Here is a 13,007-nt window from a genome sequence, read left to right as displayed (position 1 = left end):
AAGCGGTGGGCCAGCCAACATTGTTGTCGACCGGCGCTCCGTCTTCGCGAGCAGGCGCGCTCCCACAGGGTTGTAGCGTGCCGCTGGACTACCGGGTTACTGGCCCGGCACATCCTTGCGCAATTTCACCGGATCCTGTTGCTGTCTCTTCTTGGCCATCGCGCCGCGCAGTTTGATGTTGATCGCTTCCACCGCCAGCGAGAACGCCATGGCGAAGTAGACGTAGCCTTTTGGCACGTGCACGTCGAACGATTCGGCGATCAGCACGGTACCGACCACCAGCAGGAAGGACAGCGCGAGCATTTTCAGCGACGGGTGCTTGTCGATGAATTCGCTGATCTTGCCCGACGCCAGCATCATCACCAGCACTGCCACGACGATCGCCGCGACCATGACCGGAACGTGGGAGACCATGCCGACGGCAGTGATCACCGAGTCCAGCGAGAAGACGATATCGATGATCGCGATCTGGATGATGGTGTAGAGGAAGTTGCCGCCCTTGCCCGATGGCGCGTCGTCGCTTTCATCTTCACCTTCCAGCGCGTGGTACATCTCCTGCGAGCTTTTCCACAGCAGGAACAGGCCACCGAAGAACAGGATCAGGTCGCGGCCGGAAATGCCCTGGCCGAACACTTCGAACAGGTCGGCAGTGAGGCGCATGACCCAGGTGATCGACAGCAGCAACAGGATCCGCGTGATCATGGCCAAGCCAAGACCGAAGATCCGCGTGCGCTGCTGCATGTGTTTCGGCATGCGGCTGACCAGGATCGAAATCATGATGATGTTATCGATACCGAGGACGATTTCCAGGGCGGTCAGGGTAAAGAAGGCAACCCAGATTTCGGGGTTGGTCAGCCAATCCATGTGTATTCCTTTGAGCAATTGTTGAACCGAAAAAGGTCCGGGCTTCAAACCGCGAAGCCGGGACCCGTAACGGTGAGTCTTGGGCTTATAGAGTGCTGAACATCGGGAAAGTCCCCAACAGCAGTGCAGCAATCAGAATGCAGATACACACCAGGATCGCCCATTTCAGGGTGAAACGCTGGTGATCACCGAAATCGATGCCGGCCAGCGCCACCAACAGATAGGTCGACGGCACCAACGGGCTCAGCAAGTGGACGGGCTGGCCGACGATCGAGGCACGGGCCATTTCCACCGCAGTGATCCCATAGTGGCTGGCCGCTTCGGTCAGCACCGGCAATACACCGTAATAGAACGCATCGTTGGACATGAAGAAGGTGAACGGCATGCTCACCAGTGCCGTGATCACCGCCAGGTACGGGCCGAGGAAATCCGGAATCACCGCCAACAGGCTCTTCGACATCGCATCGACCATGCCGGTGCCCGACAGGATACCGGTGAAGATACCCGCCGCAAAGATCAGCCCGACCACTGCCAGCACGCTGCCGGAATGCGCGGCGACGCGATCCTTCTGCATTTGCAGGCATGGGTAGTTGACGATCATGGCGATACTGAACGCCACCATGAACAGCACCGGCAGCGGCAACAGGCCACCGATCAGCGTGCACATCAGGCCGAAAGTCAGTGCGGCGTTGAACCAGATCAGCTTCGGACGGCGTGCGTCAGGGAATTGCGAGACGCTGATTTCACTGTGATCGATCTCGTCGCCGACCAGATGCAGCTCGCCGAGACGGGCACGCTCACGCTTGCCGTAGAAGTAGGCAATCACCAGGATCGCCACGACACCGGCGGCCATGGCCGGGATCATCGGTACGAAAATGTCCGACGGATCGACATGCAGAGCACTCGCCGCGCGGGCGGTCGGGCCGCCCCACGGGGTCATGTTCATTACGCCACCGGCGAGGATGATCAGACCGGCCATGATCCGCGGGCTCATGCCGATGCGGCTGTACAGCGGCAGCATGGCGGCCACGCAGATCATGTAAGTGGTCGCGCCGTCACCATCGAGGGAAACGACGAGCGCCAGAACGGCGGTGCCGACCGAAACTTTCAACGGGTCGCCCTTGACCAGTTTGAGGATCTTGCGCACGGCCGGGTCGAACAGGCCGGAGTCGATCATCAGGGCGAAATACAGAATGGCGAACATCAGCATCACGCCGGTCGGCGCCAGTTTGGTGATGCCTTCGAGCATCATCGGGCCGATTTTCGGCGCGAAACCACCGAACAGCGCGAACAGGATCGGGATGATGATCAGGGCGATCAGCGCGGACAGGCGCTTGGTCATGATCAGGAACATGAACGTGATGACCATGGCGAAGCCAAGGAAAGTCAGCATGGGAATACTCCAGGCGTAGCGCGGCTAATGGAATGAGCGGATCGGGCGGGATCAGCGCAGAACGGCAGGCGCGAGGCGTACGGGTGGAGTGACCAGCAGGAAGCGGAAGAAACGGCGGGTTGCAGAAGACATCAGAATCACCATTGTTGTTGTTAATTGGGCCGGGCCTGTGGAAAAAACACAGGGCTTGGGCCAACCGGTCTGTTGCCGGGAGTGGGGCGATCCTAATCGGGGAAGCTTTCAGCTACCTTTCGGGCGCGAAAGCGATGAATGAATGGTCAACCGGCGGTCGGATGCAACGACAGCCAATGAATGCGGGCCGAGAAGCGATGCGAGGGAACGGACAGACAACGCTGGCTGGCAGTCTGGACATATTCGTTATCAGTTCGTCCAAGCACCTGGTTAAAAAATCGACAGATCCAGCGGCCGCACCGCGCCCATCCAGATCGCATGTTCGGTGTGGTCGAGCAAGTCGTCGCCCGTGTCCGGATGCAGGAACACCACCAGGCCTTTGCGGTTGAGCGCCAGCCATGGCAGCACCTCGCCGATCAGCTCGGGACCGAAAGCCAGTTGGCAGCTCCAGTCGGGGTGCGGCCCCACCGGGCGTTCGTGCACGCGACCCATTTTCAGCGCAAACAACTGCGCGGCCTGTTCGCACAAGGCCCGCGCCTGGTCGATGGTTTGCGCGTCGAAATAGACATGCGCGTGATAGCCCTTGATCCCTTGCATCGTGTCGCCTCTCAATCGGTTCGAACCCTTGGCTGTTTCCACCGTCACAGGTCATATAGGACAACTATAAGGAAAACAGCCATGAAAAATGCCGAGACCCCAGTGGTCAAAGTGGTGCTTTATGGTGCCATGGCCAGCCTGGGCGGCGCATTGATGGCTGAATTGCTGCGTCGCCAACACGAAGTCATCGCCATCCTCGACGATCTCACCGCACTCGCGCCGCGTCCGGGGTTGCGCACCAAGACCGGCGATCTGTTCGATGCCGAGCGGGTCAATCAAAGCGTCGCCGGCAGCTCGGCGGTGATCTGCCTGCTGGACGCGCCGGGGTTGCCGTTCAGCAGCGACCACGTTGAGCGCTCGGTGACGCTGGGGCCGGTGGAACAAGTGCTGGCAGTCGACGCCTTGGTCGAAGGTTTGCAACTGGCCAGCGTGCCGCGCCTGTTTCTGGTCGGCAACTTCGGTGTGCTCGACGAGCCGGAAAATGACGAGCGTCTGCAACGTCACGCTGCCGAAGAAATCCTCGAGGCGGTACAAAGCAGCTCACTGCGCTGGACCCTGGTCAATGCGCCGCATGGCGTGGCCGGGTTGACCATCGAGCACTTCAGTCAGGTCGGCGGCAATCTCGAACCTGGACTGGCCGAACCGCTGGAGCGCCTGAACCGTGTCGCGGTGGGCATCGCCGATGAGCTGCGGTTGAATCTGCATGTGGGGCAGCATGTGAATTTTGTGGCGGCTTCCGATTCGTAAAAGATCGTCCGACGGCTCGGGCCGCGATCGGATGATTTTTTGCTCTTCACACCGCAATCGAGGGCAGGGCCAGACCGTTAAGCGATTCGGCACTGCTGGCCTGTTCCGCCATTAACCAATCAACAAATTCCTGAATCAACGCACCCCGACGTTTGCGTTGCGGCAAAACCACGTAATACCCCAGCCGCGACAGCGTGGTTTGCGCCAGCGGCCGGCACAGCAAACCCTGCACCAGCAAGTTATCCACAAGGTGCCGCCAGCCAATCGCCACGCCTTGTCCGCCAATCGCCGCCTGAATCAGCAAGGTGTAATTGTCGAAGCGCAATTGCCCCGGCGCTGGCGGCGTAGTCAGGCCCAATTGACGAAACAAGCCACTCCAGTCGAACCAGTTGCTGCTGTTTTCGCCGCGCAGGTGCAGCAGCGGAAATTCCAGCAGGGCCTGCGCGGGCAACGGCAGTGACCGCTCCTTGAGCAGCAGCGGGCTGCACACCGGGAACACTTCTTCGCTGAACAGCCAGTGGCTCTCACCCTGCTTGAATCGACCATCGCCAAACAGGATCGCCACGTCGATGTCGGTGCGCAGCATGTTGTGGTTGCGCTCGCTGGTGACCAGGCTGACATCGATATGCGGATTGGCCTCATGGAAGCGATGCAGGCGCGGCATCAGCCAATAAGCGGCGAAAGCGAAATCCGTGGCCACTTGCAGCACTTCATGTTGCTGCTGAGTGCTGATTGCGCTCAATCCTGCGTCGATATTCTGCAAACCGAGGGTAACTTGCTCGAACAGCAGGGCGCCAACCTCTGTCAACTCGATACCCCGGTAAATCCGGTCGAACAGGCGCGTACCGAGCTGCTCTTCCAGACGTTTCATTTGCTGGCTGATCGCCGGCTGCGTGGTGCCAAGCTCCACCGCAGCAGCGGTAAAACTGCGATGGCGGGCCGCCGCTTCAAAAGCGCGCAGCAGATCGAGGGAGAGGTCACCGAGGGCGTCATACATAAGCTGTACTTATCCTAGTCATTGTCCGGCGCGGGCTTTACCGGAACAGGCATGGAATCCATGCTCGATCGCAGCACTCTCGCATAAATATTCAACATGGAATGCCGCGATCACATGAAGCGCAAGAACATTCTTTTCATCATGGCCGATCAAATGGCCGCGCCAATGTTGCCGTTCTACGGCCCATCGCCGATCAAACTGCCGAATCTGTCCCGCCTCGCCGCCCAAGGCGTGGTGTTCGATGCTGCCTATTGCAACAGCCCGCTGTGCGCGCCGTCGCGCTTCACCCTGGTCAGTGGGCAGTTGCCGAGCAAGATCGGCGCCTACGACAACGCGGCCGATTTTCCCGCCGACATTCCGACTTACGCGCATTACCTGCGGCGTCTGGGCTACCGCACCGCGCTGTCGGGCAAGATGCATTTCTGCGGGCCGGACCAGCTCCACGGCTACGAGGAACGCTTGACCAGCGACATCTACCCGGCCGATTACGGTTGGGCGGTGAACTGGGACGAGCCGGATGTGCGGCCGAGCTGGTATCACAATATGTCTTCGGTGCTGCAAGCCGGGCCGTGCGTGCGCACCAATCAGCTGGATTTCGACGAAGAGGTGGTGTTCAAGGCGCAGCAGTATCTGTTCGATCACATCCGCGAGGACGGCGAGCAACCGTTCTGCCTGACTGTGTCGATGACCCACCCGCACGATCCGTACACGATTCCCAAGGCTTTCTGGGATCTGTATGACGATGCTGATATTCCGTTGCCTACAGCCTTGAACCAGGACCAACTCGATCCGCACTCGCAACGTCTGCTCAAGGTTTACGACCTGTGGGACAAGCCGCTGCCTGTGGATAAAATCCGCGATGCCCGTCGCGCCTACTTCGGTGCTTGCAGTTATATCGACGACAATGTCGGCAAACTGCTGCAAACACTTGAGGAAACCGGGCTGATCGACGACACCGTCATCGTCTTCTCCGGTGACCATGGCGACATGCTCGGCGAGAAGGGCCTCTGGTACAAAATGCACTGGTTCGAGATGGCCGCGCGGGTGCCGCTGCTGATCAGCGCACCGGGACAATTCGAGGCGGGCCGGGTCAGCGCCGCGGTTTCCACCGCAGACTTGCTGCCGACGTTCGTGGATCTGGCCGGTGGCACGCTTGAGCCGGGCCTGCCGCTGGACGGCCGTTCCTTGCTGCCGCACCTGCAAGGGCAGGGCGGGCATGACGAGGTGTTCGGCGAATACATGGCCGAAGGCACTGTGAGCCCGCTGATGATGATCCGCCGCGGCGCCTACAAATTTATCTACAGCGAAAGCGACCCGTGCCTACTCTTCGATGTGGATAACGATCCGCGCGAAGAAGAGGAACTAAGCCAATCGCCGCAACATCGTCAGCTGTTCGAAGACTTTCTCGCTGAAGCGCGGGCCAAGTGGGACATTCCGGCGATCCATCGGGACGTACTGGCCAGCCAGCGCCGACGCCGTTTCGTCGCCGATGCGTTAACCATCGGCAAGCTGAAGAGCTGGGATCACCAGCCGCTGGTCGATGCCAGTCAGCAGTACATGCGCAACCACATCGACCTTGATGATCTGGAGCGCAAGGCCCGTTATCCACAACCCTGCCAAAACCAATAACGTTAAGGGGAAGTCCATGCGCAAGTTATCCACAGCTGTCACCGTTGGCCTGATCGCATTGAGCAGCGCCTCGGCCTTCGCCGAGCAAAGTTGCGAAACCGTGAAGATGGCCGATCCGGGCTGGAGCGACATCGCCGCGACCAATGCCATCACCGGATTTCTGCTCGACGGCATGGGCTACAAGGCCAAGGTCGACACCCTCGCGGTGCCGATCACCTTCGGCGGCTTGAAGGATGGCCAGGTGGACGTGTTCCTCGGCAACTGGATGCCGGCGCAGCAGGGCTTCTATGACAAGTTCGTCGCCACCGGTGATGTGACGCAATTGGCGAAAAACCTCGAAGGCACTGAATTCACTCTCGCCGTCCCCGACTATGTCTGGGAGGCGGGTGTGCATGATTTTGCCGACCTGAACAAATTCGCCGACAAGTTCGACAAGAAAATCTACGGCATCGGATCAGGCGCGCCGGCGAACATTTCGTTGCAGGAGATCATCAAGAAGAATGACTTCAACATGGGCCAGTGGAAGCTGATCGAGTCCAGCGAACAGGCGATGCTCGCCGAAGTGTCGCGGGCGGTGAAGAAACAGAAATTCGTCACCTTCCTCGGCTGGACCCCGCACCCGATGAACGTGCAACTGAAAATGCGTTACCTGAAGGGCGGCGAAAAATACTTCGGCGACACTGGCAACGTTTTCACCCTGACCCGCAAGGGCTACGCCGAGGCCTGCCCGAATGTGGGCAAGTTGCTGACCAATCTGTCGTTCACTCAGGACATGGAGAACAGCATCATGGCCGAGGTGGTGAACAAGAAGGTCAGCAATGCCGAAGCGGCGAAGGCGTGGATCAAAGCCAATCCGGCGGTGCTGGACAAGTGGCTGGATGGGGTGAAGACCGTGGATGGCAAGGATGCGTTGGTGGCGGTGAAGGCCAAGCTTTGATCTCAGGGTTGCTGGAATAGCGTTCGGCTGGAGATTTTTTCCCCCTCACCCCAGCCCTCTCCCCCAAGGGGGCGAGGGGGAAAGGGAGCCGATCGCTGTTGAATCAAAACTTGCGTTCAACGCCGAAATCGCAGGTCGGTGAATCTTCAACAAACAGCTCGGTCAGTCCCCTCTCCCTCAGGGAGAGGGCTAGGGTGAGGGGCTTTTACACCTGACACCCTGATAACCTTGAACAAAACCCCAACCGCGAGGACCCATGGCCTTCCCCAGCCGCCATTCACTTTTTCCTTTCCTGAGCTGGTTGCCACGGCAAACCCGCGCCAGCGTCGGGCGGGACCTGATCGTCGGCCTCAGCGGTGCGATTCTCGCCTTACCCCAGTCGATTGCCTACGCACTGATCGCCGGGCTGCCACCGGAATACGGGCTGTACGCCGCAATCATTCCGGTATTGATCGCCTGCCTGTGGGGTTCGTCATGGCATTTGATCTGCGGCCCGACGGCGGCGATTTCCATCGTGCTGTACGCCAGCGTCAGCCCGCTCGCGGTGCCGGCTTCCGAGGACTACATCACTCTGATCCTGCTGCTGACGTTCCTCGCCGGGATTTTCCAATGGTTGCTCGGCTTGCTGCGCTTCGGCGCGCTGGTGAATTTCGTTTCGCATTCGGTAGTGCTCGGCTTCACCCTCGGTGCCGCCGTGGTGATCGCCATCGGGCAATTGCCCAATCTGCTCGGGCTGGATTTGCCGGCCAACACCACAGCGCTCGCCAGCCTGATGGATCTGCTGCGACATCTGGGGGCTGTGGATAAGCCTTCGCTGATGCTCGGCGTCGCCACGGTAATCGTCGGCGTGGCCCTGAAAAAACTCCTGCCGCGCTGGCCGACGCTGTTGCTCACGCTGGTGCTGGCCAGTCTGCTGGTATGGATCTGGCCGGCGATGTTCGGCCATGTGCATCTGGTCAGCGCTTTCGTCGGACGCCTGCCGCCGCTGAGCGCCTTGCCGCTGGATCTGGAGGTGATCCTGCGCCTGCTGCCGAGCGCGGTGGCGGTGGGCATGCTCGGGCTGGTCACCAGTCTGTCGATCGCCCGTTCGATATCGGCGCGCTCGCAACAGTTGCTCGACGCCAATCAGGAAGTCCGCGCACAGGGTCTGTCGAACATCGTCGGTGCGTTCTTTTCCGGGTCGCTCTCAGCCGGATCGTTTACCCGCTCAGGTCTGAGTTACGAGGCGGGTGCCTGCTCGCCACTGGCCGGAGTGTTTTCGGCGATCTGGGTGGCGCTGTTCGCGGTGTTCGGCGCAGGGCTGATCGCGCATATTCCGATCCCCGCCATGGCCGGCAGCATCCTGTTGATTGCCTGGGGTCTGGTCGATCACCGGGGCATTCGCGCTTTGCTGCGGGTCAGCCGCGCCGAGTTCGTGGTGATGGCCCTGACCTGTCTCGCGACCTTGCTGCTGGAATTGCAGACGGCGATTTACGCCGGGGTGCTGGCGTCGTTGTTCTTTTACCTCAAGCGCACCTCGCAACCACGGGTGCAGCATTGGCGCGACGGTGACGACGACGTGCTGCGCGTGGGCGGTTCGATCTTTTTCGGCGCCAGCCATTACCTGCAAGTACGCCTGCAACGCCTGCATGGCGCGCGGGTGGTAATCGAGGCACAGCAGATCAACTTCATCGATTATTCAGGGGTAGAGATGCTGCATCAGGAAGCGCGACGCCTGCTGGGCCAGGGTCGCAGCCTGACCTTACGCCGGGCGCGGTCGCCGGTGGTGGAGGAGTTGAGGAAGCTGGAGGGGGCGGAGAAGTGCCCAATCAGGTTTGAGGATTGATCTGATATCGCGGTGGTGATGCGATTCGCGAGCAGGCTCGCTCCCACATTGATCGTATTTCAATGTGGGAGCAAAGCTTAAAGGGCCAGTTGGCGGCGCAGCTCGGCGAGTACCGGCGCGGTATCCGGGCGTACGCCACGCCACAGCCAGAACGCCTCCGCCGCCTGCTCGGCGAGCATGCCCAGACCATCCATCGCCAGCGCCGCGCCGTGCTCAGTGGCCCAGCGGCAAAACGCGGTCGGTTCCTTGCCGTACATCATGTCGTAGCACAGCGTCTGGCCTGGCTCGATCAGGCTTGGCGCAATCGGCGGCACGTCACCGGTCAGGCTGGCGGAGGTAGCGTTGATGATCACGTCCACCGGTTCGCGCAGCCAGTCGAAACCACTGGCCGACACCGGCCCGAGGTCGCAGAACAACTCGGCCAGCAGTTCAGCCTTGTCCACGGTGCGATTGGCGATGATCACCGAGGCCGGCTTCTCCGCCAGCAATGGCTCCAGCGCACCGCGCACCGCGCCGCCAGCGCCGAGCAAAAGGATGCGCTTACCGGTCAGGCTGAACCCGGCATTCACCGTCAGATCGCGGACCAGGCCTGCGCCATCGGTGTTGTCGCCGAGCAGTGAGCCATCGTCCAGTTTGCTCAAGGTGTTCACCGCACCGGCGCGCTGCGCGCGGGCGGTCAGGCTGTCGGCCAGACGGTAGGCGTCTTCCTTGAACGGCACCGTCACATTGGCGCCGCGGCCTTCGCGAAAGAATGCCGTGGCGCAGCCGGTAAAATCATCCAGCGGCGCGAGCAGCGTGCTGTAGTCGAGGCGCTGGCCGGTCTGTTCGGCGAACAACTGGTGAATCATCGGCGACTTGCTGTGGCCAATCGGATTACCGAAAACAACGTAACGATCCATCACCCGTCCTCAGGCCTCGGCCAGCCAGTCACGATCCTGCAGGAAATACTCGGTCAGAAGCGCTTCTGCGCTGCCCGGCTCGGCCTTCCAGTCATAACCCCAGCGCACTTGCGGCGGCAGCGACATCAGAATCGATTCAGTGCGGCCACCCGATTGCAGACCGAACAGCGTGCCACGGTCGTAAACCAGGTTGAATTCGACGTAGCGGCCACGGCGGAATTCCTGGAATTCGCGCTGCTGTGCGGTGAACGCGTCATTCTTGCGCCGCTGCACGATCGGCAGGTAGGCCTCGATGTAGGCGTCGCCGATGGCGCGCATGAAGGCGAAACTGGTGTCGAAGTCCCACTCGTTCAGATCGTCGAAGAACAGACCGCCAATGCCGCGCGGCTCATGACGATGCTTGATATGGAAATAGGTGTCGCACCAGGCCTTGTAACGCGGATAGACGTCCGCACCAAACGGCGCACAGGCTTGCTCGGCGACGCGGTGCCAATGAATGCAATCTTCCTCAACGCCGTAATACGGGGTCAGGTCGAAACCGCCGCCAAACCACCAGACCGGTTCTTCGCCTTCTTTTTCAGCAATGAAAAAACGCACGTTGGCGTGGGAGGTCGGCACATGCGGGTTGTGCGGGTGGATCACCAGCGACACGCCGAGCGCCTCGAAACCACGCCCGGCCAGTTCCGGCCGATGGGCACTGGCCGACGGCGGCAGGCCGCTGCCGAACACGTGGGAAAAGTTGACCCCGCCCTTTTCGATCAGCGTGCCGTTTTCCAGCACGCGGGTGCGCCCGCCACCGCCCGCCGGCCGGGTCCAGGCGTCTTCGACGAAGCATTTGCCGCCGTCTTCGGTTTCCAGTGCAGCGCAGATGCGGTCTTGCAGATCGAGCAGATAGGCCTTTACGGCGTCGGTGCGGGTCGTCATGGCTTCACCTTGAATCGGGCGGCGCCCCGGCAGGCGGGCGGCGCAAATGGGCGCGTAGCATACCATCGCAGACCGGCGCGCCGCAGTTGACGAAGATCAAGCAGGGGAGTTGGATAGAGGGCTTAGCAACGACCCAAGGAGAGCAGGCAGATGGCAAAGCGTATCCAGTTCCGCGCCCACGGCGGTCCCGAAGTGCTCGAGTATGTTGACTACGAACCCGCTGCGCCCGGGCCGAATCAGGTGCGCGTGGCCAACCAGGCGATCGGCCTGAACTTCATCGACACCTATTACCGCAGCGGCCTCTATGCGCCACCCGCGTTGCCGTCCGGCCTGGGTTCGGAAGGCGCCGGCACGGTCGAAGCGGTGGGCAGCGAAGTCACCCGGTTCAAGGTCGGCGATCGTGTGGCATACGGCAGCGGCCCGCTCGGCGCCTACAGCCAGCTGCATGTTCTGCCGCAGGACAATCTGGTGCACCTGCCCGATGAAATCAGTTTCGAAACCGCCGCCGGGGTCATGCTCAAGGGCCTGACCGTGCAATACCTGCTGCGCCAGACCTACCCACTGCAGGGCGGTGAAACCATTCTGTTCCACGCCGCAGCCGGTGGCGTCGGCTCGCTGGCCTGCCAATGGGCCAAAGCGCTGGGCGTGAAGCTGATCGGCACCGTCAGCTCGAAGGAGAAAGCCGAGCTGGCCAAAGCCAACGGCGCCTGGGCGACCATCGACTACAGCCATGAAAACGTTGCCGAGCGCGTGCTGGCGCTGACTGACGGCAAGAAAGTCCCGGTGGTGTATGACGGCGTCGGCAAGGACACTTGGCTCACATCCCTGGACAGCGTCGCACCTCGGGGCCTGGTCGTGAGTTTCGGCAATGCTTCGGGCGCGGTCGACGGCGTCAATCTGGGCATTCTCGCCGCCAAGGGCTCGTTGTACGTCACCCGGCCTACGCTGGCGACCTACGCCAACAACGCCGAGAACCTGCAACGCATGGCCGACGAGCTGTTCGAGATGATCATCAGCGGCAAGCTGAAGGTCGACATCAGCCAGCGCCATGCACTGGCGGATGCGGCGAAAGCACAAACCGAACTGTCGGCACGGCGCACGACCGGTTCCACCATTCTGCTGCCATAACGCCTCAAGTTGATACTCGGCGAACTCTTCCATGAGTTCGCCGAGTATCTTTCAGCTATATCAAGTACATCTTGCGGTGAAGTTTCTTCGCCGCTGGTCTACGACCGGCAAACTTCCTGCGCAACTTCTTCGATTCATATACGAGCCATTTCTCAGCCCACTCTTCAATCACTGGCGGATCAATACTGACGGTTAAAAACATCACGATACTCCGGCTGATGCGCGTTCATGTTCACAGGCTGATCCAGGGCCATCAGGATTTGCCGCCATTCGGCGGATAACAGCCAATAATCGCCCCGGGCACGCTGCTCGATATGCATTGCCTGCGAAGCGATCGGTGTCAGGCCGAAGCGCTGATACAGTTGCCGCTGTGGCGATCTGCACAAGGCCGTCACCCCGTGATATCCGCGATCGATCGCCCATTCCGCAGCGGTGGCAAGCAGACCATTGACCGACACCGGCCGGTGCTGCTGGGAATGGGTGATCAGACGGCTGAACTCGACGTGGCGCGCCAATGCCACAGTGGGAGACACATGATGCTGCGCCAGTGAAGCCCATTCGAAGGGCGCCGGAGTTGCCCGCAGCACCGCAATAAGCTGATCACGCTGATACAACAGAAAGTGCGTGCTGCGTGAGGTGATCGCCAGTCGAGTTTCCAGCGCCCGGGCTCTGGAGGTGAGCATGTAATGCTGCAATCGCAGGCGAAACTGTCGATTGATGAAGCGTTCAAATTCCCCGGCATCCGATCCTGCCTCAAGAATGGCTACACGATAGTCGGCCTGTTGATTCTTGAGTGTCTCCTGAAAGCCCTGCAGATAATCCTTGAGGTGTAAATCCGTAATATCCATTACTTCTCCGCAGCCATTAATATTTCGAAGTTGCTTCAAGCACATTGAAAGAATGGATGCTTTTGGAAATCTCGCCACTGCACGCGT

At 60.6% G+C, this 13,007-nt stretch carries 12 protein-coding genes; 5 read left to right on the top strand and 7 right to left on the bottom strand.

Features of this window, described 5'->3' with window-relative positions; genetic code table 11:
- Window positions 1–96: 96 nt before the first annotated feature.
- The 3 genes from F8N49_RS18755 to F8N49_RS18745 form a co-directional block, all read right to left on the bottom strand.
- A complete protein-coding gene (locus F8N49_RS18755) occupies window positions 97–864 on the bottom strand; it encodes a TerC family protein (protein WP_071173939.1) in 768 nt (255 codons plus the stop codon).
- 85 nt (window positions 865–949) lie between these two features.
- On the bottom strand, window positions 950–2,257 hold the full coding sequence (locus F8N49_RS18750; protein ID WP_073470799.1) for a CitMHS family transporter: 1,308 nt from the start codon (window positions 2,255–2,257) through the stop codon (window positions 950–952).
- A gap of 402 nt (window positions 2,258–2,659) precedes the next feature.
- Window positions 2,660–2,986, bottom strand: a complete 327-nt coding sequence (locus F8N49_RS18745) for a DOPA 4,5-dioxygenase family protein (RefSeq protein ID WP_056791177.1) — start codon at window positions 2,984–2,986, stop codon at window positions 2,660–2,662.
- 81 nt (window positions 2,987–3,067) lie between these two features.
- On the opposite strand from F8N49_RS18745, the gene F8N49_RS18740 reads away from it, so the two are divergent.
- Window positions 3,068–3,733: an NAD(P)-dependent oxidoreductase gene (locus F8N49_RS18740; protein WP_016772367.1), complete on the top strand. Its 666-nt coding sequence runs from the start codon at window positions 3,068–3,070 to the stop codon at window positions 3,731–3,733.
- Between the two features lie 46 nt (window positions 3,734–3,779).
- Here F8N49_RS18740 and F8N49_RS18735 read toward each other — a convergent pair whose 3' ends face one another.
- Window positions 3,780–4,730, bottom strand: coding sequence for a LysR family transcriptional regulator (locus tag F8N49_RS18735; protein WP_122603554.1), 951 nt, complete (start codon window positions 4,728–4,730; stop codon window positions 3,780–3,782).
- 114 nt (window positions 4,731–4,844) lie between these two features.
- Between F8N49_RS18735 and betC the strand changes: the two genes are divergently transcribed.
- The 3 genes from betC (at window position 4,845) to F8N49_RS18720 (ending at window position 9,121) form a co-directional block, all read left to right on the top strand.
- A complete protein-coding gene (gene betC, locus F8N49_RS18730; RefSeq protein WP_151552074.1) occupies window positions 4,845–6,359 on the top strand; it encodes a choline-sulfatase in 1,515 nt (504 codons plus the stop codon).
- Between the two features lie 16 nt (window positions 6,360–6,375).
- Entirely contained in the window at window positions 6,376–7,296 is a 921-nt protein-coding gene (gene choX / locus F8N49_RS18725; RefSeq protein ID WP_122748211.1) for a choline ABC transporter substrate-binding protein, read from the top strand.
- 256 nt (window positions 7,297–7,552) lie between these two features.
- A complete protein-coding gene (locus tag F8N49_RS18720; RefSeq protein WP_151552072.1) occupies window positions 7,553–9,121 on the top strand; it encodes a SulP family inorganic anion transporter in 1,569 nt (522 codons plus the stop codon).
- A gap of 77 nt (window positions 9,122–9,198) precedes the next feature.
- On the opposite strand, the gene aroE is transcribed toward F8N49_RS18720, so the two are convergent.
- Window positions 9,199–10,020, bottom strand: coding sequence for a shikimate dehydrogenase (gene aroE / locus F8N49_RS18715; protein WP_151552070.1), 822 nt, complete (start codon window positions 10,018–10,020; stop codon window positions 9,199–9,201).
- 9 nt (window positions 10,021–10,029) lie between these two features.
- The gene (hemF, locus tag F8N49_RS18710) at window positions 10,030–10,944 is read right to left on the bottom strand and encodes an oxygen-dependent coproporphyrinogen oxidase (protein ID WP_151552068.1); all 915 of its coding nucleotides are present in this window, start codon (window positions 10,942–10,944) and stop codon (window positions 10,030–10,032) included.
- Between the two features lie 150 nt (window positions 10,945–11,094).
- Here hemF and F8N49_RS18705 point away from each other — a divergent pair, with 150 nt between their 5' ends.
- On the top strand, window positions 11,095–12,072 hold the full coding sequence (locus tag F8N49_RS18705; protein ID WP_125916991.1) for a quinone oxidoreductase: 978 nt from the start codon (window positions 11,095–11,097) through the stop codon (window positions 12,070–12,072).
- Between the two features lie 179 nt (window positions 12,073–12,251).
- On the opposite strand, the gene F8N49_RS18700 is transcribed toward F8N49_RS18705, so the two are convergent.
- Window positions 12,252–13,007, bottom strand: a 756-nt coding sequence (locus F8N49_RS18700) for a hypothetical protein (protein WP_256675470.1), incomplete at its 5' end; no start/stop codon positions are given.

This window comes from Pseudomonas sp. GXM4 (assembly GCF_008923895.1).
Classification (GTDB): Bacteria; Pseudomonadota; Gammaproteobacteria; order Pseudomonadales; family Pseudomonadaceae; genus Aquipseudomonas; species Aquipseudomonas atacamensis.
The sequence above is the reverse complement of the archived record's forward strand: the minus strand, read 5'-3'. Positions and strand labels throughout refer to the sequence as shown.